We start from the raw sequence: 26,304 nt of genomic DNA on the forward strand, positions 1-26,304 counted from the left end.
ACATATTATACTATTGAAAATTTAACTTTTAAAAATCAATTTAATTTAAAATTAATCTGCATTTTCTCCAATTCAAACAACAGTTCATTCGAAATTTGAACTTTTAGTTTTCTACTCGGCATAGATAATTTGGTCACCACTTTTATTTCTTCCACTTCTGTGACTGGCTTTATCTCAGCCAACTCAGTTCCTTCTTCATTTTCATCGACAAAAGACTCTTCTTCATTTTCAACAAACTCAGGTGTAGCCTCAACAATTCGCTTTATTTTTTCAAGCTCCATAATTTCAAAAGACACTGTATTGTCTCCTCTATGATCTTGAAAAAGACGATTCAGTTTATGGATAAATTCAGTCTCAATGTCTTTTATATTCAACAAAAGAATTAACTTTTTGGCAAAGGTACTCAACACATCTTGCAAGTACTGCACTAGTACAAACTGCATTCTAGGATCTGTTTTTTTACCTGTATCTTGATTTACCCAACCTTCTTTTATCATCACTTTCATGAATGTAAAATTGTTTTGGATAAAGAAATGCCTAAACTTTAAATACTCTTCTCCAAAAATTTTAAATTCATAACTCTCGTCATATCCTTCCAACATAAAGGTTCCCCATCCTTTTCCGTTTTTGGCCACGCGGTGCTGTACATTAGTGATAATTCCACCGAAAGTCAAGTTCTTGCCAACATACGCTTCCATGTTTTTAAGGGCTTCCAGCTTGGCATTACAAAAATATTTCATTTCAAATTTGTAATCATCCAGCGGATGTCCCGAAATATAAATTCCAACCACCTCTTTCTCTTTCGCCAATTTTTCCATCGTGCTCCAGTCTTCACAAGGAGGTACTACTGGTTCCGCGATTTGTACATCACTACTCTCACCAAACAAACTCACCTGTGATGAATTTTCATTCTCCTGAAATTTGGATCCATATTTAATCGATTTTTCATAGAATGTAATACCATCACCGTCATCGTGAAAATATTGGGCTCTGGTTGTCCCTTCGAATGAATCAAATCCACCGGCCAAGATTAAATTTTCCAATGCTTTTTTATTTGCTGCGCGCAAGTCAATACGTTTGGTCAAGTCAAAAATAGACTTGTATTTCCCATCTTTTCTGTTTTCTACAATAGTTGCCACCGCTCCTTGCCCCACTCCTTTTATAGCTCCCATTCCAAAACGGACAGCATAATCATCATTTACCGTAAACTTGTAAAACGATTCATTGACATCAGGTCCAAGAACCTGCAATCCCATACGCTTACATTCTTCCATAAAGAAAGAAACCTGCTTAATATCACTCATATTATTGGACAAAACCGCAGCCATATATTCTGCAGGATAATGAGCCTTTAGATAGGCCGTTTGATACGCAATCCAAGCATAACAAGTAGAGTGCGATTTATTAAAGGCATAACTCGCAAAAGCTTCCCAGTCTTTCCAAATTTTCTCCAAAATCTTTGCATCATGTCCTTTTTCGGCCGCTTGGGTAACGAACTTAGGTTTCATTTTGTCCAGTACATCCTTCTGTTTCTTACCCATGGCTTTACGCAAAACATCAGCCTCACCCTTTGTAAAACCTGCCAACGACTGGGACAAAAGCATTACCTGCTCCTGGTAAACGGTAATTCCATAAGTTTCGGATAGATATTCAGCGCAGGCATCCAAATCGTATTTGATTTCTTCATCGCCATTTTTTCTTCGGACGAAAGAAGGAATATACTCCAAAGGTCCCGGACGATACAATGCATTCATCGCAATCAAATCCCCGAAAACCGTCGGTTTCAAATCTTTCATGTATTTTTGCATTCCGGGTGACTCGTATTGGAATATACCAACCGTTTCACCTCTTTGGAACAGCTCGTATGTTTTGACGTCGTCGATCGGAAAAGTATCGGGATCCAATTGAATTCCAGTTCTGTACTTGACCAATTTTACGGTATCTTTTATCAAAGTAAGGGTCTTCAGACCCAAAAAATCCATCTTTAACAGTCCTGCACTTTCGGCAACGGAGTTATCGAATTGAGTAACATACAAATCCGAATCTTTGGCAGTCGTTACAGGAACGAAATTGGTGATATCCGATGGGGTGATAATTACACCACAGGCGTGAATACCTGTATTCCGCATCGAGCCCTCCAATATTTTAGCCTGCTGAATGGTTTCTCCCGCTAAGCTATCTTCATTGGCAATGGCAATCAGCTCTTTTACATTTTCAAACTCATCCGATCGCAAGGCTTTTTTAACCTCATCCTCACTTTCAGAAATAAAACGGGCCAAATTCCATTTGGATGGCATCATTCCTGGAATCAGTTTTGCAATCCTGTCGGCTTCAAACAAAGGCAAGTCCAATACACGGGCCGTATCACGAATAGCCGATTTGGTCGCCATTTTACCATAAGTAATAATTTGCGCCACCTGATTGGCTCCATATTTATTGATTACATAATCCATTACACGACCACGGCCCTCATCATCAAAATCGATATCAATATCGGGCATGGACACACGATCCGGATTCAGGAAACGCTCAAAAAGCAAATCATACTTAATCGGGTCTATATTCGTAATTCCTAAACAATATGCCACCGCCGAACCTGCAGCCGAACCACGGCCGGGCCCAACCGAAACATCCATTTCTCTGGCTTTGGCAATAAAATCCTGTACAATCAGGAAGTAACCCGGATATCCTGAATTGGAAATCGTGAGTAACTCAAAATCCAATCGTTCCTGAATGTCGGGAGTAATTTCGCCGTATCTTTTTTCTGCGCCAACCATTGTAAGGTGACGCAAATATTTGTTTTCACCTCGAACACCTCCATCAGCCTCATCTTCTGGAACTATAAATTCTTCTGGAATATCATACTTAGGAAGCAATACGTCGCGATACAGCGAATAAATTTCGACCTTGTCTACAATTTCCTGAATATTCACAATGGCATCGGGCAAATCGGCGAAGAGTTTTTTCATTTCCTCTTCCGACTTATAATAATATTCTTGATTAGGTAATCCGTAACGATATCCGCGACCACGACCAATAGGCGTGGCCTGCTTTTCACCGTCTTTTACACACAACAAAATATCGTGCGCATTGGCATCTTCCTTATTTACATAATAGGTGTTATTAGTCGCTATTAATTTTACATCGTGTTTTTGAGAAAAAGCAACCAAGGTTTGATTTACACGATTTTCATCCTCTTGATTATGACGCATAATTTCGAGATAAAAATCGGAACCAAATTGTTCTTTCCACCAAATTAAGGCTTCTTCAGCTTGGTTTTCACCGATATTCAGAATTTTACTCGGAATCTCTCCGTATAAATTCCCAGACAAAACCATGATATCTTCCTTGTATTTTTCTACAATTGCTCTGTCAATTCTCGGCACATAATAAAAACCCGCAGTGTATGCAATCGAAGCCATTTTGGCCAAATTGTGATATCCTTTTTTGTTTTTGGCCAACAAAACCACTTGATAACCATTGTCCTTTTTGGATTTATCCAAATGGTTTTCACAGATATTAAATTCGCACCCTACAATAGGCTTGATTTCGGTTTCTGTGGGTTCTTCTCCTTTTTCTACTAACTCCTTATTTTTGGCAGAAGCCGATTTGTTGTGATTCATTACTGCACTCACAAAATGGAATGCTCCCATCATATTTCCCGTATCCGTCATCGCAACGGCAGGAAATTTATTTTTGGCCGTCACCGAAACCAAAGCCCCAATAGCAATGGTCGACTGCAAAACCGAAAACTGTGTATGGTTGTGTAAATGCGCGAAAGACGCATCTACCAATACTTTTTTATTCTCTGTAAGTTCTTCTTTCGAAACCGAAACAGCTTGTTTTTCGCCAAATTGAAGTCGGATTCTCTCGGAAGCTTCTTTTAGGTTAATGTGTTTTAAACCGATTAACTCAATTTCGTGCGGATTTTTACTTTTGAAATCCTTGAAATAACCTATTTCGACATCAAGCTCTTCTTTGGTAAAAATATCTCTACGGATCAATTCCAAGAAACAACGCGTGGTAGCCTCAACGTCGGCAGTTGCGTTGTGTGCTTCCGCAAAAGGAACGTTGAAAAGATAACTATGCAATTCGGTTAACGTAGGCAGTTTAAATTTTCCTCCACGTCCTCCAGGCAATTTCAATAACGAAGCAGTAACCTCGGTACAGGTATCCAGAATTGGCATTTCACCCATTGGCGAAGTAACACCCATTCTGTAGAATTCACAGCCCATAATATTGATATCAAAACCTAGATTCTGACCCACAATAAATTTGGCTTTACCTAAAGCTACATTGAATTTCTCCAAAACTTCAGCCAAAGAAATTCCTTCGGCTTCGGCCAATTCGGTAGAGATTCCGTGAATACGCTCGGCATCGTACGGAATGTTGAATCCTTCGGGTTTTACCAAATAATCCTGATGCTCGATGAGTTTCCCCATGTCGTCGTGCAACTGCCACGCGATTTGAATACATCTTGGCCAGTTGTCGGTGTCAGAAATGGGTGCGCCCCATTTCTTGGGTAATCCTGTAGTTTCGGTATCGAATATTAAATACATAGTTTCTGAAAAGCAAAGTTAAAGTTCCAAATTGCTTCGCCTGTTCGCCTAATGAGGCTCGAGTCCAAGTTTTTATTGCCTTAAAATATTGATTTTATGGACAGTAAAAAGTGTTCAAACACAAAATGGTGGAAGTTCAAATTTAGGTTTTTTATGGGGATTGAGAAGTCTTAAGTTATTAACAACTTTTAAAATAAATCATATAGTTTTATACAATTGTAAGAATATGTATAAATTTGTAAATTAACAATGAAAATAATACTTTTAAAACCCCATTCCCTAATTATGAAAAAAAATCTTTTTGCACTTATAATATTTGTAACGGCATGCAGTAATAATGACAATCCTGATATTGAACAAAATAAATTAACCGCTAACTTTAAATTTGAATCAAATACATTCTATGTTGGTAATGATATTAAAATAACTGACATTTCCGAGTCAGATTTAAAAATTGTTTCTTATTCATATGAATTTGGCAATAGTACTAAATCAACAGAAACAAACCCAGTAATTCAATATAATGACCCAGGAGAATACACTATTACACTATCTATAAAGGATATTAATGGTAATACCTCAAGCACTTCTGTTAAAATTACCGTACTTATGTACGAACCTTACGATTACATAGAAGAATCCTCTCTTCCAAATGCTGGATTTTTCCCTTTAGAAATAGGCATTTATAACAATCACATATTTTATACTCAATATTACAGTCCTGATTATAGTAAAATAACTGCCTATTATAGACATGTTGAATTTGATGAAAATGACAAAACTTTTAATTACAAATTACTTTCTGAAAGTACCCGAAATTCTGGCCATTCACATACTACTTTTTTAAATAACGGAAATAAAATTGTAAATTTAATAGAAACTCTAGGAACTAGTTTATGGATCAGTGAAGCAGTTGAAACAAATTCCGATTGGAGTACTATACTTAGCAAAAACATATCTACACTAACTACTTATGGCTCAGTATCCAATATTAATAATTTCTATTTTTATGGTTCCAAAGATGGAAATCCGGCCATTGAAATTAGAGATGAATCTGGTAAGTTAACCAATACAATAGATTATATAAATGACATTAAAAATGGTTTTATTGGTGACTTAATCAAAAATGGAAACTCTTATATTGGTTTTGGGGGAAAATTTGAAAATTCATCAGGAATGAAAGATTTTGAAAATTATAAACCTTTGATTTTGTTTTTTGACGAAAATCTTCAATTAATTAAATACAAACTTTTTGATTCAACTTTATTGTCAAATAGATTAAAAAGTTGGAATGACTTGAACGGTTCTTTTTTAATAAGGAAATTATCTAATGGCAATTTCGTCTTATATAGCCATGATGAAATAAGAATAATTAATCCTCTTGGAGAAGAAATTAAATTTATAAAAATTGAAAATATTAGCAATTATGACGTTAATGGTCTTATAGTTATAAATGACGAATTTATCATTTCAACTTATAGGAAAATTTTAAAATATGACAATAATGGTACTCTAATAAAAGGAATTAATTTTAAGGGCGAAATAACTCCAGGTTTTGTTACGAAAAATAATACGATCTATTTCACTTCAGGATATGCTTCTCTATCTAATAATGTAACAGTATTCAAAACTTTCATTGGAGCAATAGACTCAAGTTTAAATTTCATAAAAATTAAATAATGTTATTTTTTAAAAAAACCAATTTAAATTTAACTATACATAGAGGCCATCCGAAAATGATTGTTCGGACGGCCTCTTTTGTTACAATAGTTTTAGATGTTGATTCTCATACACTTTATTCGTTGCACAAATCGTTTCGACGAAACTTAAGATTGTAGTTAATTATATTCTCAACGGGTTGAAATCCATTCTCGGCGCCTGTAAATCCTCAAAATTCCAATTGTAAAAACAACATTTCTCGAACACGCCAAATGTCCTTTCGGACGAGTGAGGGATAGAAGCTAGCTACCGAAGTAGCGCGGATAGCCCGACAGCGTTGAGGAAAGGGGCTGTATAAGCGGTGCAAAAAGTAAGCCCCTTTCCTCAACGGTGGCACGCCCAACTTATTTATAGTTTTAGATTCATCCAAAAACCTACTTTCTAATCAAATATTCATCTGTTCTTTTTTTTGGATGTCGTAGTATTTTAGCAAAAAAAGTGAGGTCTAAAAACTCAAAAAAAGCATTATTTACAGCTTCATAAATTGGTTTTTTAGTTAATTTTTATCAAATATTAAGAATACAAAATATAACAATAATCACTATTTTTTAAATTTTTGTTGTGATTTTTTAATCAAATTAGATATTTATGCGTTTTATTTGTAATAAATTTGCAAATTATTAAAAACACAACAAAAAGCATCAAATCTACTTTGAAAAGAAATTCAAAGTCAAATTAAGAAAGTGTATTTTTTTATCGAAAACAACGAACTAAAGTGCAATAGTGTTGTAAAGCCCTTTTGGGTATCGTATATAAACACTTTTCTAAATTGACGACTCTCTTTTCTTTTTTAAATTTGTTGCCAATGATATAATTGTTTAGGAAATTGTCCTGATTATAAAAGAGAAATACACTAAAAAATAGTTAAAATGAGTACTACATTATTCGACAAAGTATGGGATTCGCACGTGGTGCGTAAAATAGAAGATGGACCAGATGTGTTTTTTATTGACCGTCATTTTATTCACGAAGTGACTAGTCCTGTAGCTTTTTTAGGTTTAAAAGAAAGAGGTATTAAGGTATTGTATCCTGAGCGTACTTTTGCAACTGCCGATCATAATACACCAACTATAAACCAACACTTACCGGTTGCCGATGCCTTATCTGCCAACCAATTGAAAGCGTTGGAAGACAATGCAGCTGAATATGGTATTTCACACTGGGGATTGGGACACCAAAAAAATGGTATTGTTCACGTAGTAGGACCTGAAAACGGAATTACTTTGCCTGGTGCAACTATCGTTTGTGGTGACTCTCATACTTCTACTCACGGTGCTTTTGGAGCTATTGCTTTTGGTATCGGAACTTCAGAGGTGGAGATGGTTATGGCTACTCAATGTATTATGCAGCCTAAGCCAAAGAAAATGCGTATCAACGTAAATGGAACTTTAAGTAAAGGTGTGGGTCCAAAAGACGTTGCACTATATATTATTTCAAAATTAACTACTTCGGGCGGAACAGGATATTTTGCTGAATATGCCGGAAATGTTTTTGAAGAAATGTCAATGGAAGGTCGTATGACCGTTTGTAACTTGAGTATCGAAATGGGTGCCCGTGGTGGTATGATTGCTCCTGACCAAAAAACTTTCGATTTCTTAGAAGGACGTTTATACGCTCCAAAGGGCGAAGCTTGGACAAAAGCAGTTGAGTATTGGAAAACCTTGAAAACTGATGCTGATGCCGTTTTTGATGCTGAATTGAACATCGATGCTGCTGATATCGAACCAATGATTACTTATGGTACGAATCCTGGTATGGGAATTGGTATCACAAAACATATTCCAAACGCCAACCAAGTGGAAGGTGGTGAGGAAACTTATAAAAAATCTTTGGCCTATATGGGCTTCCACGAAGATGACGTGATGATTGGGAAACCAATTGATTTTGTTTTCCTTGGAAGTTGTACAAATGGTCGTATTGAAGATTTTAGAGCTTTTACAGAAATTGTAAAAGGAAGAAAAAAAGCAGAAAATGTTACAGCTTGGTTAGTTCCAGGTTCTCACGTTGTAGAAGCACAGATTAAAGAAGAAGGTCTTTTGGACATACTTACTGAAGCTGGTTTTGTATTGCGTCAGCCAGGTTGTTCAGCTTGTTTGGCAATGAACGATGATAAAGTTCCTGCAGGAAAATATGCGGTAAGTACATCAAACAGAAACTTTGAAGGTCGTCAAGGTCCTGGTTCAAGAACGCTATTGGCCAGCCCAATTATGGCTGCTGCTGCTGCCGTTACTGGAAAACTGACAGATCCAAGAGAATTGATGTAAAAAGGCTGTGGGCTTTGAGCCGTCGGCTATCGGCAGATTGCTCAAAGCCCAATGCCGATCGTCCATATGAGAGATTTTAGAAAATATAATGTTTGGCAAGAAAGTCATTTGTTTACACTTGAAGTTTATCAAGCAACGAAAGAATTTCCAAAAGAAGAATTATTTGGATTAACAAGTCAATTGAGAAGAGCAGTTTCTTCTATTCCAACAAATTTTGCTGAAGGTTGTGGTTCTAATTCCGAAAAAGAATTTGCAAGATATTTGAATATTGCAATTGCTTCCTGCTCAGAAGTTGAATATTTATTATTGCTTTCTTCTGACTTGAAATATTTAAAACCTGAAATTCATCAGACTTTAGAAAGCAAAGTAATTCAAATTAGAAAACAGATTTATCAATTAAGACTAAAATTAAATCAATAAAATTAGTGCAGTTTTGCCCAAAGCCCAAAGCCCAAAGCCGACTGCCAAAAACAAATCACAATGGCATACGATAAATTTAATATCCTTACGAGTAGTGCAGTGCCACTACCAATAGAAAACGTAGATACGGATCAAATCATCCCTGCTCGTTTCTTGAAAGCTACAAAACGTGAAGGTTTTGGAGACAACCTTTTCAGAGACTGGAGATACAATGGAGACGATACTCCAAAAGCAGATTTCGTTTTAAACGATAAAACATACAGCGGAAAAATATTAGTGGGCGGAAAAAACTTTGGTTCGGGTTCTTCAAGAGAGCACGCGGCTTGGGCGGTTTACGATTACGGATTCCGTGCAGTAGTTTCTAGTTTCTTCGCAGACATCTTCAAAGGAAATTGCTTAAACATTGGTGTTTTACCTGTTCAAGTTAGTCCAGAATTTGCTGAAACTATTTTCAAAGCTATCGAAGCAGATCCAAAAACAGAATTAGAAATTAATCTTCCTGAGCAAACCATTACACTAAAAGTAACTGGTCAAAAAGAATCTTTTGCCATTAATGGGTACAAAAAGAACAATATGATTAACGGATTTGATGATATTGACTACTTGCAAAACATTAAAGAAGAGATTACAGGGTTTGCAGATAAACTGCCTTACTAAAAAAATAAATACAATTAGTTAAGAAACCCGACACATTTTTTAAATCTGTCGGGTTTGTATATAAAAATAGGTATGGTTTTAGAAATGGCTATTCTGCAGGTAATAAAAGGAGAAGAACAAAATTTCGAAAGAGATTTTGCAATTGCCAGTCAGTTCATACAATCCATTCCAGGTTATGCAAGTCATAGTTTGAGAAAATGTTTAGAGGAGGAAAATAAATATCTTCTCTTAGTAGATTGGGAGAAATTAGAAGATCATACGGTTGGCTTTAGAGAATCGGAAGCCTATTTAGAATGGAAAAAATTGTTGCATCATTATTACAATCCGTTCCCTGTCGTGGAGCATTACGAAATGGTTTTGGAGAATAAAAAATAATTTTAAATTATAAAAAATGAAATCAACTTTATCTGAAATACAACAGCGTTTTGACAATGAAGTAGAGCGTTTTTCTAATTTAGAAACAGGCCAAATCAGTACTGTTGATGCCACTTTGAGTTTAGAATTATTGACCCAAGCAGCTAACGCCTGTTGTCCTGATGCCATACAGGTTTTGGATTTGGGCTGTGGTGCAGGTAACTATTCTTTGAAATTATTAGATCTTATTCCTGATTTTGATTCCACCTTAATTGACTTGAGCCAACCGATGCTGGACAAGGCTAAAGAAAGAATTTTTAAAGCTTCGGAAGGGAAAATCACCACTATTCAAACTGATTTTTTGAGTATGGAATTGCCCAGCGAAACTTTTGATATTGTGATGACCGGAGCAGCGATGCATCATTTGAGAGCAGATGAAGAATGGGAAACGGTTTTCTCCAAAATATATAAAAGTCTAAAAAAGGGAGGCTGTTTTTGGATTTCAGATCTAATAAAACACGACCATCCTGCTATTGACCAATTGATGTGGAAACGCTATGCAGATTATTTAGAAGGTGTGGGTGGCAAAGCATATCAAGAAAATGTGTTCGATTATATTGCCAAAGAAGATACTCCCCGATCTGTGATGTATCAATTGGAAGTATTAAAGAAAGTAGGCTTTTCGTATGTGGACGTTTTACATAAAAACAGTAATTTCTCCGTATTTGGAGGTATAAAATAATATATATGAAAGCAAACAAACACATACAAAGAGACGAACAGGCGACCAAAATATTTGATGACCGAAGCCTTAAAAATGATTACAGAAATCTGATGGGCATTTTAAAACCGGGCATGAATATTCTGGATGTCGGCTGTGGGACAGGCGCTATTTCAAAAGACATTGCAAAAATAGTTGGAGAAAAAGGAAAAGTTATTGGAATTGACAATACCGAAAATTTCATTTTAAGTGGAAAGGAATCCTATCAAGACATCACGAATTTAGAATTAATTCATGTTGATTTATTTGATTTCAATCCAGAAGAAAAATTCGATTTAATTGTTTCGGCCAGAGTATTACAATGGTTGAGTAATCCAAAAGAAGCTTTGTTGAAAATAAAATCCCTTTTGAAACCAAACGGTCAAATTTCAATTTTGGACTATGATCACACGAATTTAGATTGGAATCCTGCTCCGCCAGAAAGCATGCAGACCTTTTATGATACTTTCTTAAAATGGAGACAGGACGCTGGAATGAATAATAGAATTGCAGAAGATTTGCCTGATTTATTGAAAGAAGCAGGTTTTCATTCTATCGAAAAAATAAATTCTGATGACTTTTATAATGAAGAAAGATCAGATTATAAATCGAAAATAGGCATTTGGTCAAAAGTTGCCGGCTCTCTTCAAATGGTAGAAGAAGGTTATTTAGACAATGAATTACGATTGAAAGCCATAGAAGAATACAACCATTGGATAGAAACCGAAGCAATTTCTATGACAATGAAATTAAATGAAGTGCGAGGAAAAATATAAAACTATCAAGATGAATTTCAAACCCAGCACGATTGAAGATATAGACAGCATTTTTGAGTTTTATGATATGGCGATTGCGTATCAAAAAACTAAATTTAATAAACAATGGCAAGGTTTTGACAGAGCATTAGTAAAAAAAGAAATTGCAGAAAACCGCCAATGGAAAATTACAATTGATGGTGAAATTGCTTGTGTATTTGCCATAACATTTGAAGATAAAAGTATTTGGAAGGAAAAAAATAGTGACAGAGCCGTTTATTTTCATCGAATTGTGACGCATCCAAAATTTAGAGGTTATCATTTTGTAGAAAAAATAATCGATTGGGGACTGCAGTTTGCAAAAGAAAATAATTTGGATTTTTTGAGAATGGATACTTGGGGAGATAACGAATCCTTAATTGAATATTATCAAAAATGTGGGTTTAATTTCCTTGGAATTATCATCCCGGATTATGATGGTTTGCCTAAACATTATGAAGGAATAACATTGAGTCTATTTGAAATTAAAGTAGAATAGTAAAAACATATAATACCCTTTTTAAAAGGAATACAAAAAGCAATATGGAAAAAAGAAAAATTGAAATAATGGATACTACACTTCGCGATGGTGAACAAACCTCGGGAGTATCCTTTTCTGCTGCAGAAAAGTTAACCATTGCGCAATTATTGCTAGAAGAACTAAATATTGACCGTATCGAAATTGCCTCTGCTCGTGTTAGCGAAGGTGAATTTCAAGGTGTGAGCGGAATTATGTCTTGGGCTGAGGAAAAAGGATATACCGACAGAATCGAAGTATTGGCTTTTGTAGATGGAGGAATTTCTATCGAATGGATGAAAAAAGCAGGAGCAAAAGTGCAAAACCTATTGACCAAAGGCTCTTTAAATCATTTGACGCATCAATTAAAAAAAACACCAGAACAACATTTTGACGAAATTGCAAAATCTATTACTTTGGCAAATGAAAACGGAATTTCTACCAATGTCTATCTTGAAGACTGGAGTAATGGTATGCGTAATTCTCCTGAATATGTTTTTCAATATTTGGACTTTTTGGTGACACAACCTGTGAAAAGAATATTATTACCCGATACTTTGGGAGTTCTTATTCCATCGGACACTTTTGAATTTATATCTAAAATAACTGCAAAATATCCTAACATTCATTTTGATTTCCACGCGCACAACGATTATGATTTAAGCGTTGCCAATGTGATGGAAGCTGTGAAAGCAGGCATCAACGGATTGCACGTTACCGTAAACGGAATGGGAGAACGCGCTGGAAATGCTCCGCTTGAAAGTACTGTTGCCGTGATTAATGATTTTATGCCCGAGGTAAAAATCAATATCAAAGAATCATCTTTATACTCAGTAAGCAAACTCGTTGAAACATTTACCGGTTACAGAATCCCCGCCAACAAACCTATTGTAGGTGATAATGTTTTTACACAAACTGCAGGAATTCACGCAGATGGAGACAACAAAAACAATCTGTATTTTAATGATTTACTTCCAGAACGTTTTGGCAGAAAACGAAAATATGCCTTAGGAAAAACATCTGGCAAAGCCAATATTGAAAAAAATCTTCAAGAATTGGGATTGAAACTAAACCCAGAAGATTTGAAATTGGTTACGCAAAGAATAATTGAATTGGGAGACAAAAAAGAAACGGTTACCAAAGAAGATTTGCCATATATCATTTCAGATGTATTGGACAGTCAATCTTATGAAGAAAAAATTGTAGTAGAATCGTATGTATTGGTTCACGCCAAAGGATTACGCCCTTCAACTACTCTATGTTTAAAAATCGACGGTGAAATTTTTGAAGAAAATGCACAAGGTGATGGTCAATTTGATGCTTTTATGAATGCCCTTTCAAAAATTTATAAAACAAAAAAAATGATTTTGCCTAAATTAGTCGATTATGCGGTTCGCATTCCACCAGGCAGTAGCTCGGATGCATTATGCGAAACCATTATCACTTGGACTCACAACGGAAAAGAATTTAAAACAAGGGGACTAGATTCCGACCAAACTGTAGCCGCTATCATTGCCACTCAAAAAATGCTGAATGTGGTGGTGATTTAAAAATAAAATTAGAATTGAAAAAAATCTATTAAAAATATAATTAAAAATTAACAACAATGAAATTCAACATTGCCCTTTTAGCCGGAGACGGAATCGGACCAGAAGTAATTAACGAAGCAGTTAAAGTTTCGGATGCCATTGCCAAAAAATTCAACCACGAAATCACTTGGACACCTGCACTTACAGGTGCTTGTGCTATTGATGCCGTTGGTGTTCCTTACCCAGACGAAACTCACGAAATTTGTATGGCTGCCGATGCTGTTCTTTTTGGAGCTATTGGACATCCAAAATACGATAACAATCCAAGCGCACCAGTACGTCCTGAACAAGGTTTATTGTTAATGCGTAAAAAATTAGGTCTGTTTGCAAATGTGCGTCCAACCTTTACTTTTCCATCATTGATTGATAATTCTCCATTAAAAAGAGAGCGTATCGAAGGAACCGACTTGGTTTTCTTAAGAGAATTAACTGGAGGTATTTATTTTGGAGAAAAAGGAAGAAGAGACGACGGAGAAACTGCCTTTGACAATTGTGTATACACTCGAGTTGAAGTTCAACGTTTGGCAAAAAAAGGTTTTGAACTAGCAATGACACGTTCTAAAAAATTATGTTGTGTGGACAAAGCTAATGTATTGGAGACTTCTCGTTTGTGGAGAGAAACTGTTCAAGCTATGGAAAAAGATTATCCAGAAGTTGAAGTGAGTTATGAATTTGTTGATGCAGTTGCAATGCGATTGGTACAATGGCCAAACTCTTATGATGTTTTAATCACAGAGAATTTATTTGGAGACATTTTGACAGATGAAGCTTCTGTTATTTCTGGTTCAATGGGATTAATGCCATCTGCATCAGTAGGTGAACATACTTCATTATACGAGCCAATCCACGGATCTTATCCACAGGCAACCGGACTAAATATTGCAAATCCATTGGCGACAGTTTTATCAGCCGCTATGATGTTTGAAGATGCATTTGGATTGAAAGCTGAAGCTGAAGCAATCAGAGCTGTAGTTAACAAATCATTGGAACAAGGAATTGTAACCGAAGATTTAGTTTCAAAAGGATCAAAAGCATACTCTACCAGTCAAGTAGGCGACTGGTTGGTAGCAAATTTATAGATATATTACGATAGAGGCGCATTACGGTGTGCCTCTACTAATACAAAATGGAATACAACAAAAAAGGTGTCAATTTACATTGACACCTTTTTAATATATGATTGAAAAAAATATTAATATCTTCCTCCTCTGTCTCCACCACCACGGTTATCTCCACCACGGCTGTTTCCACCACCATAACCTCCGCGAGAATCACCTCCACGGCTGTTGTTAAAACTTCTTCTTTCACCTTCTGGTTTTGGTTCAGATTTGTTTACAACGATTGCACGTCCTTGAACAGTAGCTCCGTTCAATTCGTCAATTGCCTTCTGAGCTTCATCATCATTTGTCATTTCAACAAAACCAAATCCTTTACTTCTTCCTGTAAATTTATCAGTGATAATTTTAACTGAATCAACTGCTCCGTAAGCCTCGAAAGACTCTCTTAAATCTGCTTCCTCAATACTGAATGGAAGGCTTCCAACAAAAATATTCATAAGTACCTATTTATAATAATTAGAGCAAATGTACTCTATTTTTTTTCTAAACAACTATAAATTAGCTTATTTATGATATTATTTATAATATACCCCTATTTTGCTTTTTGACAAATCTCTATTTCAACAACGAAAAACTAACTTTTATTCCTTTATTAATTTAAGAATCAACCGAAATAGTTTTTTCTGAACCCTCAGCTATTTTTTTCTGGGAAGTATAATTTCATTCCTTTAAAATACCAAATCGTATTTCGTATTTAAAAAAATTGACTATTTGGTGGTTACCGTTAATGGCACTTTGTAAAAAATCCCTTTTTGAAAATTTACATTTGGATTTATTGAAGGATCTGCTGAAACATTTAATGCATTAATTTTAAATTCACCCGTAATAGTATGGTTTACCGCGTCTATTTCTGTGATTACAATTTGGCCATCACCACTATTTATGCCAGTTGAAAAAACAGTCTTTACATCACCAACTTTTTCTACTAATGTTGCTTTATTAGCAAGGGTAATACCTAAAGGGTAATTTTTAACCAATGTTGTCGAAGTTCTCAGCGTTAAAATTTCGTTTCTTTGATAGGCCTCTATAGTCAAAGAGCCATCAGCAGCTTGAACAGCGGTAAACAAAGTGGCTCTCCAAACCACATTATCTTTTAATCCTTGAACAGCAGGATTATTAAATTTAACTTGATCTTCACAGGATAGTAAAATAAAAAACAGGGCTATAATTGAAAAGAACCTACTCATAAAATTGATTTTGATTCACAAAAATAAAGGTTTTGGAGCTAATATGTGAGTTTTCTTATTCAAAATAAAACTAAAAAAACAGCTAACAAACTATTAATCATTAAAATAATAAACTTTTTAGATAGTTTCGATAAAAGATGTATCTTTGCACCCTTAATTAATCGAGGTCGAGTACCTCAAAATTTAATCATACGATTATGTCAGTAAAAATTAGATTACAAAGACACGGAAAAAAAGGAAAACCTTTTTACTGGGTTGTAGCTGCAGATGCACGCTCAAAAAGAGATGGTAAATACCTAGAAAAAATTGGTACTTACAATCCAAACACAAACCCTGCAACTATCGATTTAAATCTTGATAGCGCAGTAAAATGGTTGCACAATGGTGCTCAACCAACTGATACAGCAAAAGCTATTCTTTCTTACAAAGGTGCTTTATTGAAACACCACCTAGATGGAGGTATTCGTAAAGGTGCTTTAACACAAGAACAAGCTGATGCAAAATTAACTGCTTGGTTAGAAGCTAAAGCTGGAAAAGTTGATGCTAAAAAAGAAGGTTTAACTAAGGCACAAGCTGATGCTAAAGCTAAAGCTTTCAAGGCAGAACAAGAAGTGAATGCAAAACGTTTAGCTGCTGCTGCACAAGCTGAAGCTGATGCTATTGCTGCCGCAACTCCTGCTGTTGAAGAAGAGGTTGTTGCTGAAGCTGAAGAAGCTCCTGCTGCTGAAGAAAATAACGAAACAACTGAAGCATAATTTAGAAGGCGAAAATGCGTAAAGAAGATTGTTTCTATTTGGGTAAAATCGCCAAAAAATTTAGTTTCAAAGGGGAAGTTCTTGCTTATTTAGACACGGATGAACCTGAGTTATACGAAAACTTGGAATCAGTGTTTGTTGAATGCAACAAACACTTGGTTCCTTTTTTTATTGAAAATAGCTCATTGCACAAAAATGATTTCCTCAGAATTCGTTTTGAAGATATCAATACCGAAGAGGAGGCTGATACACTACTAGGCAACGACCTTTATCTTCCTTTGAAAATGTTACCCAAACTTTCGGGTAATAAATTCTACTTTCATGAAGTTATTGGCTTTGAAGTAGAAGACAAACGTTTGGGATATGTTGGAGAAATCCAGTCTATCAACGACACCACAGCTCAACCTCTTTTCGAAGTACTCAAAGGAGATACCGAGATTTTAATTCCAATGATTGATCATTTCCTTGTAAAAATAGACAGAGAAAACAAAAAAGTTATCATGGATTTACCTGAAGGGTTAATTGAAATGTATCTTTAGGGAGTTTAATTGATAATTTGTTTATTCGGTTAATCTGAAATTTCTATGTCCAAATTCCAATTCAAACAATTTTCACTGGAACAAGATCGCTGTGCGATGAAAATCGGCACCGATGGTGTATTATTAGGCGCATGGACCCCGATTGAAAACAATCCATTTAGCGTTCTTGATATTGGAACCGGAACCGGAATTATAGCTTTGATGCTGGCGCAAAGAAGCCATGCCGAGCAAATTGACGCGCTGGAAATTGACGAAAATACTTATGAACAAGCCGTAGACAATTTTGAAAATTCACCTTGGGGCGATCGTCTATTTTGCTTTCATGCAGGTTTAGATGAATTTGTTGAAGAACCCGAAGATGAATATGATTTAATTGTTTCCAACCCTCCCTTTTATACCGAAGATTACAAAACCGAAAACCAACAACGCGATTTGGCTCGTTTTTCCGATGCCTTGCCTTTTGAAGATCTAATTGAAGCAGCAGCATTATTGCTTTCAGAAAATGGAATATTTAGTGTTATTATTCCTTTTAAAGAAGAAGAAAATTTTATAGCCATTGCAAAAGAATACGAATTACATCCCATTAAAATCACTAGAGTTAAAGGCAATCCAAATTCAGACATCAAACGTAGTTTATTGGCTTTCAGCTCAAATGAAAGTGATACTATTTTGAAAGATGAATTGATTATAGAAACAGGCAGACATATCTATACTCCTGAATACATCGAATTGACAAAAGACTTTTATTTGAAAATGTAATCCTTATTTTGTTTTCACACTTTCCTTAGTTTATCCAAAATAGACATTACTGTAATTATTATCGGTTTACCCTCCGTTGACAGCTCCTTTTTTCATTCAAAAAATGTTGCAACATGATAATTTGCTATAACCCATTTTACACTCTTATTTAATACTGGAACTACAAGTTATTTTTTACCTCTTTAAAGAAAAACAAATCAACTCTCAGTGTCAATCATTTAGGATTAAATCTTAAAATTTTTACAAAAAAATTCATAAATTTGATTAAAATGAAAGAATTTAAAGATTTCTGAATATCATAATATCATCATGAAAATAATTTCAGAAAAGGTTTTGTAACAATTGACACAAAACATCAATATCAATTTTTAAAAAGTAGCTCAAACTCATCTTAAAAATAGAACCGAATGAAAAAACATTTAATTCTCTTAACTTTTTTTTTATTGTCACTAGAATTCTTTGCTCAATCTCCAGCTATTTCGAACAAAAAATTTTCAATTGGAAGCTACGGACGAGCTGGAATAGCACATAGTCTTGGAGCTACAGACAGTGAATTTCCCCAATCTCTCAATTTGAACGGAATGGGTTCTATTGGAGGAAGATTTGAAGAAAACGACTATTTCGAATTGGCTGCCGCTTTGCACTTTACTCCAACTATTTCCAGCAAAGACACCACCAAAATCAATGTTCAAGCACGATTTGCATTTTACACCACTCAAGGACAATTAATAGGCAATGTTTCCAACAAATCTATTGGAGGAATCACAACAGCTCTACCTGAATTATTTGCCGAAGCCAATAATATAATGCGCAGTAATTGGAGCGTATGGTTAGGAGCGCGATTATTTCGAGGTGATGATATACATATTATTGACCATTATTATTTTGATGATCATTCAGGGCAAGGCGTTGGTATAAAACACAAAAACACTCAGTTTTCTGTTATCTATACAGGTTCCATCGATACTACCTCGACACTTCCACCCAATTTCTACCTCAATATTGTAAATGGAACTCCCACTTTGGGATTACGCAACAGGTACATCTCCATACTAGAGCATACTCTAATAACAAAAAAAGGTTATGTAAAATTACTCGGTGAATTTCAACGACTCCCATCAGGAACCACTCAAGACGCAACCACAAAATACAATTACCCAGCCGATGTAGGTTATGTAGTTGGAGCAAAATATTTTAAAAACATTTCATCCAGACTCCCAGGTTCCTTTAATGCGATAAGCGCCCGTTATGGCGCAGGAATTGCCAATGGAGGTGATGGTGGAAGTAGCCGGACCTACATAACTTATGGCGGACCTAATCTAGAAACGAATAGTTTCAGGAAGGCCTATTCACTTGCCCTTACCGAAACTTTTTTATTGAATTTTAACAAAAACTATTCTCTGAATGGATATGCAATTTATACCAAAAGCAGAGGCGCTAGCGACAGTCTAAACACCACTACAGATTATCTGGGCAAACAAATATTATTCAACAGAAAACAGGATATCGCTTTTGGAGCAAGAGGCACTTGGTATATCAAAAATTGGCTGCATTTACTTCATGAAGTTGATTTGGCCTGGCGAAAGGACGGTACGCAGGATTTTGCACAAATGACCAAATTCACTATTGCTCCAACATTAGTCCCAACATCAGAGCGAAATGTTTGGGCAAGACCGCACTTTAGATTTGTTTATAGCGTAGCGCATTATAACAAATTTGCATCCAACAACCTCTACTCACCATACCTCACTCAAAGTGGTATCAAAAGCTGGGGACAATATATAGGGGCCAAAGTTGAGTGGTGGATCTGGTAAATAACAAAAAAATAAGCCCTAGTATATTAAGATTCGAAAATCGCAACATTACTAGGGCTTAAAATTAATTACAACAAAATTTATTTTGTCAAAATCATGCAGTAGGTTTAAAACATAATTTCTTGACTTAAAGATTCTTGATATACTATTCACTACTTTGCTATGCAGAATGTGCTTTCTGGATCAACATCTCCATCTGGTATATTTTTACAATGAAAAGTTCTTTTAATCGTAAAACAATCACCATCTATACTCATAACATCTACCACTATCCTATCACCAACCTCGATTTGACTCTCCACACTTTTTTTAGTACAAGTGACTTCATATTGACAATCAGTCACCCACTTTACACTCCATGACATTTGTAACACTCCATTATCATAACTTTCTTGAGTATTGCCTTTTATTACAAAAGTTTTTTTAGGATAATCTGGGTTGTATGCTTTTATGTTTTTTAATTTACTACAATCTAAGGCTTGTGAATACCCTATTGCTCCTACTACTAGAAATAAAATAAGTACAATTTTCTTTTTCATAATTTTGATTTGGGTTAATTTGATGGAAAAATAAAGAATTAAAATCTATTCATTTATTTAGCAATATTACAAAATTGTGTAGCTCAATCCAACACTTCTTCTTCACTTTCTTGCACCGACATAACTATCTGTAAATCTAAAACATACGTCACAATCCTGTGTATTAGATTACTTTTTTGGTAAAACCAAAATAGTTTATAGCGGAAATAATGTTTTAAATTCTTTAGTTATTTTAAACTAATATTTCCTTCATCAGCTCCAGCTGTTTGGCTGCCAATTATTGTAGCATTACGAAACGCTTTCAAATACATTGTCATATACTTCATCCTATTAATTTTCTTTTTTTTAGAAAAATTATTTTATAACAATTTATTTTAGTTTTGTTATATTTCTTTGTGTAGATTTGTAACAATAAAACAGTTATATCATGAGACCCGATTTATTTCAAGCCCCAGATTATTACAATCTAGATGATTTATTAAGTGAGGAACACAAACTAGTTCGTGACTCCGCCCGTGCTTGGGTAAAACGCGAAGTTTCTCCAATTATAGAAGAATACGCCCAAAAAGCAGAATTCCCAAAACAAATTATAAAAGGGCTTGGTGAAATAGGTGGTTTTGGCCCCTATATTCCAGCAGAATATGGTGGTGCAGGATTAGACCAAATCTCTTATGGATTGATTATGCAGGAAATTGAACGCGGTGATTCAGGTGTTCGTTCAACTTCCTCAGTACAATCTTCGTTGGTAATGTACCCTATTTGGAAATACGGAAATGAAGAGCAAAGAATGAAATATTTACCAAAATTAGCCACAGGTGAATTCATGGGTTGTTTTGGCTTAACCGAACCCAACCATGGTTCAGATCCAGGAAGCATGATTACCAATTTCAAAGACATGGGAGATCACTATCTTTTAAACGGTGCCAAAATGTGGATTTCAAATGCTCCTTTCGCTGATATTGCTATCGTTTGGGCAAAAAATGAAGAAGGAAGGATACACGGATTAATCGTAGAACGTGGAATGGAAGGTTTTACAACTCCAGAAACACATAACAAATGGTCGCTTCGTGCATCATCTACTGGAGAATTGATTTTTGACAATGTAAAAGTACCAAAAGATAATTTATTGCCTAATAAATCAGGACTGGGCGCACCTCTAGGTTGCTTGGATTCGGCTCGTTATGGAATTGCATGGGGAGCTATTGGCGCTGCAATGGACTGTTATGACACCGCTTTGCGTTATGCTAAAGAAAGAATTCAGTTTGACAAGCCTATTGCCGGAACTCAATTACAGCAAAAGAAATTAGCCGAAATGATTACCGAAATCACCAAAGCACAATTACTAACTTGGAGACTTGGTGTCCTAAGGAATGAAGGAAGAGCAACAACTGCACAAATTTCTATGGCCAAAAGAAACAACGTGGACATGGCATTGCATATTGCTCGCGAAGCCAGACAAATACTAGGCGGAATGGGAATTACCGGAGAATATTCCATCATGCGTCATATGATGAATCTAGAATCAGTAATTACATATGAAGGAACTCACGACATTCATTTATTGATTACAGGAATGGACATTACCGGAATTCCAGCTTTCAAATAGAACTAAACAACTATTAAAGTATTTATAAAATTGATAGTCAAAGCTTCTTGGTAACGGGAAGCTTTTTTAATTTTACACTAAAAAGAAACTCAATGAATATTGCAACAATCAACTCAGGCATTCAAACCCAAAAACAACAATTATTAAACCATTCTTTATACCAAAAAATAAATACTCTTGAAGATTTGCATCAATTCGTAGAAAACCATGTATATGCGGTCTGGGATTTTATGTCTTTGTTAAAAGCTTTGCAAAATAAATTAACCTGCACTTCAACACCTTGGTTTACGACACCAAATCCCGAAACCCGATATTTAATAAATGAAATTGTATTGGCAGAGGAAAGCGATTTAAGCATTGACGGTCGACGTTTAAGCCATTTTGAAATGTACATTGAGGCAATGCAAGATTGCGGTGCCAAAACAATCGGTATTGAACTTTTTTTAGAAGAGGTTAATTCGCTTCACAATATATTTGTTGCGATCAAAAAAAGTAATCTACATCCAAATATAAAAGAGTTTCTTGACTTTACGTTCAGAGTTATCGAAGAAGGCAAACCACATAAAATAGCAGCAGCATTTACATTTGGCAGAGAGGATTTGATTCCAAAAATGTTTACCGAAATTCTGAAAAATTTTCAATCCAAATTTCCAGCTAATGATTTACGTAAATTACTTTATTACTTTGAAAGACATATCGAATTAGATGCTGATGAGCATGGACCAATGGCAATGAAAATGATCACCGAACTATGTGGTGAGGATCCAAAAAAATGGTCGGAAGTGGAAGAAATTTCGATTCAGGCTTTAGAAAAAAGAATAACTCTTTGGGATGCTATCGAAGAACAGATTCTCCTAAAAGCCGAAATGGTTTAATAAAACATAAGCAACCTTAAGGATCGTTTAATTGTAATTTATTAAAAATGGTTTATACATTGAAAATCTGCGTACTATTCTTAAGCTTTCTTTTTATAGATTGTCAATCTGACAATACTGAAATAAGATCTGTTGTTCCTCCACAAAACCCTAAACCAACTCAACTAACATTGGCCACTAAATCAGAACCAATCAAATATTTGGCTTTGGGAGACAGTTATACAATAGGGCAAAGTGTTTGTGAAACCTGTCGTTTTCCAGAACAATTAAAAACCAAGCTCTATAATTTAAACACTCAAAACAGCATTTCGCTAGACATAATTGCAAAGACAGGATGGACAACCAGTAATTTAATATCGGCAATAAACAGTCAAAATCCAAGTACTGATTATGACCTAGTTACCTTACTCATTGGGGTGAACAATCAATATCAAGGGAATTCTTTTTCTGAATATGAAAAAGAATTCCCTGATTTAGTAAATAAAGCCATTTTATTAGCAAAAGGCGACAAAACAAATTTAATCGTAGTCTCGATTCCAGATTATGCATACACCCCATTTGGCAATGGGAACAAAAGAGTATCTACAGAAATAGACCAATATAATTCTTATGCACAAAACTACTGCGCAGAAAACAGTATAATATTTGTAAACATTACAGACATAACTAGACAAGGACTATCAAATCCTAGCCTAGTTGCTTCAGACAACTTACATCCTTCTGAAAAAGCATATACCTTATTCGTAGAACGCATTTTACCAAAAGCAGTTGACGCTTTACAAAATTAAATTCTAATTCTCTGGAGCCAATTCCAATTCCAAGCCTTCAAGACTCTCGGTAATAGGGATTTGACAACCCAAACGACTATTTGATTTTACATAAAAAGCTTCAGATAACATAGCTTCTTCATCATCACCCATAGCCGGCAACGGAACATCATTAAGAACATAACATTGGCAAGAAGCACACATTGCCATTCCTCCACAAGTTCCTTCAACCGGAAGCTCATAGGCTTTGCACAATTCCATTATGTTCATAGCCATATCTGTTGGGGCCTGTAATTCATGAACAACTCCTTCTCTATCTTTAATTTTTATTAAAACGTCCATTATATAATTTAACTTTTATTTAAAAAATCGGAGTTGTTTAAAACTTCGATATTAATCTTTTACTGTAAGATCTAGTGCGTAATCCTTATTATTTTCGTTATTATGAATTTTCAAACCAATAACATCAGCCTGATTCACTACGAAAGTAACTTTCACAGCGGGCGTATAAGATCCTTCAAAAGTTTTAAATACTAACTTTCCCTCATACGTCAAATTCAACAAACCATTTTTTTCCGTTTTTGTTTTAGTCAATATTTGCGAGTCTAAAACTGCTGTAACATATGCGCTTTTATCTAACATTTTAGCCTTGCCTCCGCTTAGTTCAGTCAAAAATTCAGCATTGGCAATCTTTAATTGTCCCTGTCTATTTGACGATACATCAACCATGGACGCAAAATTCAATTCAGTCCATTCTTCATCAACATTAACATACGTTTTGGACACATATGCCTCTTGAATTGGTTCTTGACCATAGTTTTTATAAAAACACAAAAATAGAATAATTAATAAGTACTGCTTTTTCATAATTCAAATTTTATAGGTTAGTGCTACAAATGTAAATTTTTATTTGAATTTTCAAATAAAAAAATCTTGAATTATTCACATCGTTTTTTACACAAAACAAAATAAACAGCGGTTTTATTGGTAATTCATTAATAATAATCTTTAAAAAAAACCTTTTTATTGATTTTTAACAAGTATGAATCAATCTATTTAACAAGAGTGAACATGACTTTTATCATTTTATACTTGTCTTTTTGTTAGTAAAAAGTCATTTTTAAGACTAATAAAAACAAACAATAATCTATTTTTCAATGTCTTACATAATATTAACAACCGTTTCTATTTGAGGAGCATACTTTTTAATGGTAGTCTCCACTCCGGCTCTTAACGTCATTTGATTCACGCTACAGCTTGTACACGCCCCTTCAAGGCGTACTTTTACGTGTTTTCCTTCATCAATTGAAATAAGCGTAATGTCTCCACCATCTGAATTCAGAAAAGGTCTGATTTCTTCAAGTGCTTTTAGGACATTATTAGTTAATTCTTCTGTTTTCATAAGTCGATATATATTATTCTTTTTCGGTCTACCGATATTTTTGGAGAAGCAATCACATATTAGTGATTGCTATTTATCCTTCAATGTTATTTGAATTGTCATTCAGATAACAAAATTCTTATTTCTTAACAGCCGAACATCCAGCCATTGTAGTGATTTTGATTGCTTCAGTAGGTTCCAAATTTTCATTCCTATTGACAACTTCGCTAACTACGTTTCGTGTTATCTCGTCAAAAACATTTTCAATAACAGAACCTGTTTGCAATGCTGCTGGATGTCCATAATCTCCCGCTTCGCGAATAGACTGTACGATTGGCACTTCTCCAAGAAAAGCAACTCCTAGATCTTGAGCAAGATCTTTAGCTCCCTCTTTCCCAAAGATATAATATTTATTGTTAGGCAATTCTTCTGGTGTAAAATAGGCCATGTTTTCTATAATTCCCAACACAGGGACATTTATAGCTTCTGATAAAAACATAGAAACTCCTTTCTTGGCATCAGCCAATGCAACAGCTTGCGGTGTACTTACCACAACAGCGCCAGTTACAGGCAATGATTGCATAATTGATAGATGAATATCTCCTGTTCCTGGAGGCAAATCAATCAGCATAAAGTCCAATTCTCCCCAATTGGCATCAAAAATCATTTGATTCAACGCTTTTGAAGCCATCGGACCTCTCCAGATTACGGCTTGACTTGGCGAGGTAAAGAATCCAATAGAAAGCATTTTTACTCCATAGCTTTCCACAGGTTTCATCTTCGATTTCCCGTCAACCTCAACCGAAATTGGTTTTTCATTTTCTACATCAAACATGATTGGCATAGATGGACCGTAAATATCGGCATCCAATATCCCTACAGCAAATCCCATTTTGGCTAATGTTACCGCTAAATTTGCCGTAACAGTAGACTTCCCAACACCACCTTTTCCTGAAGCAACTGCAATAATATTTTTTATCCCCGGAATAGCTTTTCCTTTTATTTCATTCTTTTCCGGAACTTCTACTTTTATGTTTACTTTAATTTTGGCATCTGGAGAAACTAATTCATGTATCGTCTTTCTAATATCATCCTCAGCTCTTTTCTTGATGTGCATCGCAGGTGTGTGCAATAGCAAATCTATAACAACTTCATCTCCAAAAGTAACCACGTTTGCTATAGCGCCACTTTCTACCATATTTTTACCTTCACCGGCAATAGTTATTGTTTCTAATGCCTTAAGAATATCTTTTCTATCTAATTTCATGCGTAATTATTATTTTTTTGTTTGGAACATGTAGTGCCTTGTCCAATTTATTTATCTTTTTTGA

The 26,304-nt window shown here is 35.1% G+C and carries 25 protein-coding genes; 17 read left to right on the forward strand and 8 right to left on the reverse strand.

What is annotated here, in order from left to right:
- Positions 1-35: 35 nt before the first annotated feature.
- Positions 36-4,559: a DNA polymerase III subunit alpha gene (gene dnaE / locus DOS84_RS00150; RefSeq protein WP_111408092.1), complete on the reverse strand. Its 4,524-nt coding sequence runs from the start codon at positions 4,557-4,559 to the stop codon at positions 36-38.
- Between the two features lie 249 nt (positions 4,560-4,808).
- Here dnaE and DOS84_RS00155 point away from each other — a divergent pair, with 249 nt between their 5' ends.
- The 10 genes from DOS84_RS00155 to leuB all read left to right on the forward strand — a co-directional run bounded on the left by DOS84_RS00155 (position 4,809) and on the right by leuB (position 14,712).
- Complete coding sequence (locus DOS84_RS00155) at positions 4,809-6,239, forward strand: PKD domain-containing protein (protein WP_111408093.1); 1,431 nt, start codon at positions 4,809-4,811, stop codon at positions 6,237-6,239.
- Between the two features lie 908 nt (positions 6,240-7,147).
- Positions 7,148-8,542 (forward strand): 3-isopropylmalate dehydratase large subunit, encoded by a 1,395-nt coding sequence (gene leuC, locus DOS84_RS00160; RefSeq protein WP_111408094.1) that lies wholly within the window; start codon positions 7,148-7,150, stop codon positions 8,540-8,542.
- 51 nt (positions 8,543-8,593) lie between these two features.
- Complete coding sequence (locus DOS84_RS00165; RefSeq protein WP_341537920.1) at positions 8,594-8,962, forward strand: four helix bundle protein; 369 nt, start codon at positions 8,594-8,596, stop codon at positions 8,960-8,962.
- A gap of 60 nt (positions 8,963-9,022) precedes the next feature.
- Positions 9,023-9,619 (forward strand): 3-isopropylmalate dehydratase small subunit, encoded by a 597-nt coding sequence (gene leuD / locus DOS84_RS00170; RefSeq protein ID WP_111408096.1) that lies wholly within the window; start codon positions 9,023-9,025, stop codon positions 9,617-9,619.
- A gap of 54 nt (positions 9,620-9,673) precedes the next feature.
- On the forward strand, positions 9,674-9,994 hold the full coding sequence (locus DOS84_RS00175; RefSeq protein WP_243636294.1) for an antibiotic biosynthesis monooxygenase family protein: 321 nt from the start codon (positions 9,674-9,676) through the stop codon (positions 9,992-9,994).
- Positions 9,995-10,010: 16 nt separating this feature from the next.
- The gene (locus tag DOS84_RS00180; RefSeq protein ID WP_111408098.1) at positions 10,011-10,715 is read left to right on the forward strand and encodes a class I SAM-dependent methyltransferase; all 705 of its coding nucleotides are present in this window, start codon (positions 10,011-10,013) and stop codon (positions 10,713-10,715) included.
- Positions 10,716-10,720: 5 nt separating this feature from the next.
- Positions 10,721-11,509: a methyltransferase domain-containing protein gene (locus DOS84_RS00185; RefSeq protein ID WP_111408099.1), complete on the forward strand. Its 789-nt coding sequence runs from the start codon at positions 10,721-10,723 to the stop codon at positions 11,507-11,509.
- A 10-nt stretch (positions 11,510-11,519) separates the two neighbouring features.
- Positions 11,520-12,026: a GNAT family N-acetyltransferase gene (locus tag DOS84_RS00190; RefSeq protein ID WP_111408549.1), complete on the forward strand. Its 507-nt coding sequence runs from the start codon at positions 11,520-11,522 to the stop codon at positions 12,024-12,026.
- A 44-nt stretch (positions 12,027-12,070) separates the two neighbouring features.
- Positions 12,071-13,594 carry an alpha-isopropylmalate synthase regulatory domain-containing protein gene (locus tag DOS84_RS00195; protein ID WP_111408100.1) on the forward strand — a complete coding sequence of 508 codons (1,524 nt, stop codon included), beginning with the start codon at positions 12,071-12,073 and terminating at the stop codon, positions 13,592-13,594.
- A 56-nt stretch (positions 13,595-13,650) separates the two neighbouring features.
- Positions 13,651-14,712, forward strand: coding sequence for a 3-isopropylmalate dehydrogenase (gene leuB, locus DOS84_RS00200; RefSeq protein ID WP_111408101.1), 1,062 nt, complete (start codon positions 13,651-13,653; stop codon positions 14,710-14,712).
- Between the two features lie 113 nt (positions 14,713-14,825).
- Here leuB and DOS84_RS00205 read toward each other — a convergent pair whose 3' ends face one another.
- Complete coding sequence (locus DOS84_RS00205; protein WP_111408102.1) at positions 14,826-15,188, reverse strand: RNA recognition motif domain-containing protein; 363 nt, start codon at positions 15,186-15,188, stop codon at positions 14,826-14,828.
- Between the two features lie 270 nt (positions 15,189-15,458).
- The gene (locus DOS84_RS00210) at positions 15,459-15,938 is read right to left on the reverse strand and encodes a DUF6252 domain-containing protein (RefSeq protein ID WP_111408103.1); all 480 of its coding nucleotides are present in this window, start codon (positions 15,936-15,938) and stop codon (positions 15,459-15,461) included.
- 197 nt (positions 15,939-16,135) lie between these two features.
- Here DOS84_RS00210 and DOS84_RS00215 point away from each other — a divergent pair, with 197 nt between their 5' ends.
- From DOS84_RS00215 to DOS84_RS00230, 4 genes are all read left to right on the forward strand, one after another.
- Positions 16,136-16,693 (forward strand): 30S ribosomal protein S16, encoded by a 558-nt coding sequence (locus DOS84_RS00215; RefSeq protein ID WP_111408104.1) that lies wholly within the window; start codon positions 16,136-16,138, stop codon positions 16,691-16,693.
- Between the two features lie 14 nt (positions 16,694-16,707).
- Positions 16,708-17,232 carry a ribosome maturation factor RimM gene (gene rimM / locus DOS84_RS00220; RefSeq protein ID WP_111408105.1) on the forward strand — a complete coding sequence of 175 codons (525 nt, stop codon included), beginning with the start codon at positions 16,708-16,710 and terminating at the stop codon, positions 17,230-17,232.
- Positions 17,233-17,277: 45 nt separating this feature from the next.
- Complete coding sequence (locus DOS84_RS00225; protein ID WP_111408106.1) at positions 17,278-17,991, forward strand: tRNA1(Val) (adenine(37)-N6)-methyltransferase; 714 nt, start codon at positions 17,278-17,280, stop codon at positions 17,989-17,991.
- A gap of 407 nt (positions 17,992-18,398) precedes the next feature.
- Positions 18,399-19,805, forward strand: coding sequence for a carbohydrate porin (locus tag DOS84_RS00230; RefSeq protein ID WP_111408107.1), 1,407 nt, complete (start codon positions 18,399-18,401; stop codon positions 19,803-19,805).
- 152 nt (positions 19,806-19,957) lie between these two features.
- On the opposite strand, the gene DOS84_RS00235 is transcribed toward DOS84_RS00230, so the two are convergent.
- The gene (locus DOS84_RS00235; protein ID WP_111408108.1) at positions 19,958-20,344 is read right to left on the reverse strand and encodes a hypothetical protein; all 387 of its coding nucleotides are present in this window, start codon (positions 20,342-20,344) and stop codon (positions 19,958-19,960) included.
- A gap of 427 nt (positions 20,345-20,771) precedes the next feature.
- Here DOS84_RS00235 and DOS84_RS00240 point away from each other — a divergent pair, with 427 nt between their 5' ends.
- The 3 genes from DOS84_RS00240 to DOS84_RS00250 all read left to right on the forward strand — a co-directional run bounded on the left by DOS84_RS00240 (position 20,772) and on the right by DOS84_RS00250 (position 23,613).
- Positions 20,772-21,950 carry an acyl-CoA dehydrogenase family protein gene (locus tag DOS84_RS00240; RefSeq protein ID WP_111408109.1) on the forward strand — a complete coding sequence of 393 codons (1,179 nt, stop codon included), beginning with the start codon at positions 20,772-20,774 and terminating at the stop codon, positions 21,948-21,950.
- A 92-nt stretch (positions 21,951-22,042) separates the two neighbouring features.
- Positions 22,043-22,825: a DUF3050 domain-containing protein gene (locus tag DOS84_RS00245; protein WP_111408110.1), complete on the forward strand. Its 783-nt coding sequence runs from the start codon at positions 22,043-22,045 to the stop codon at positions 22,823-22,825.
- A 47-nt stretch (positions 22,826-22,872) separates the two neighbouring features.
- Positions 22,873-23,613 carry an SGNH/GDSL hydrolase family protein gene (locus DOS84_RS00250; RefSeq protein WP_111408111.1) on the forward strand — a complete coding sequence of 247 codons (741 nt, stop codon included), beginning with the start codon at positions 22,873-22,875 and terminating at the stop codon, positions 23,611-23,613.
- Between the two features lie 3 nt (positions 23,614-23,616).
- On the opposite strand, the gene DOS84_RS00255 is transcribed toward DOS84_RS00250, so the two are convergent.
- From DOS84_RS00255 to DOS84_RS00270, 4 genes are all read right to left on the reverse strand, one after another.
- Positions 23,617-23,934 (reverse strand): 2Fe-2S iron-sulfur cluster-binding family protein, encoded by a 318-nt coding sequence (locus DOS84_RS00255; RefSeq protein WP_111408112.1) that lies wholly within the window; start codon positions 23,932-23,934, stop codon positions 23,617-23,619.
- A 51-nt stretch (positions 23,935-23,985) separates the two neighbouring features.
- Complete coding sequence (locus DOS84_RS00260) at positions 23,986-24,459, reverse strand: hypothetical protein (RefSeq protein WP_111408113.1); 474 nt, start codon at positions 24,457-24,459, stop codon at positions 23,986-23,988.
- A 295-nt stretch (positions 24,460-24,754) separates the two neighbouring features.
- Positions 24,755-24,994, reverse strand: a complete 240-nt coding sequence (locus DOS84_RS00265; RefSeq protein ID WP_111408114.1) for a NifU family protein — start codon at positions 24,992-24,994, stop codon at positions 24,755-24,757.
- A gap of 118 nt (positions 24,995-25,112) precedes the next feature.
- Positions 25,113-26,240 (reverse strand): Mrp/NBP35 family ATP-binding protein, encoded by a 1,128-nt coding sequence (locus DOS84_RS00270; protein WP_111408115.1) that lies wholly within the window; start codon positions 26,238-26,240, stop codon positions 25,113-25,115.
- Between the last annotated feature and the right edge of the window lie 64 nt (positions 26,241-26,304).

This window comes from Flavobacterium aquariorum, assembly GCF_003254745.1.
In the GTDB taxonomy this organism is placed as follows: domain Bacteria; phylum Bacteroidota; class Bacteroidia; order Flavobacteriales; family Flavobacteriaceae; genus Flavobacterium; species Flavobacterium aquariorum.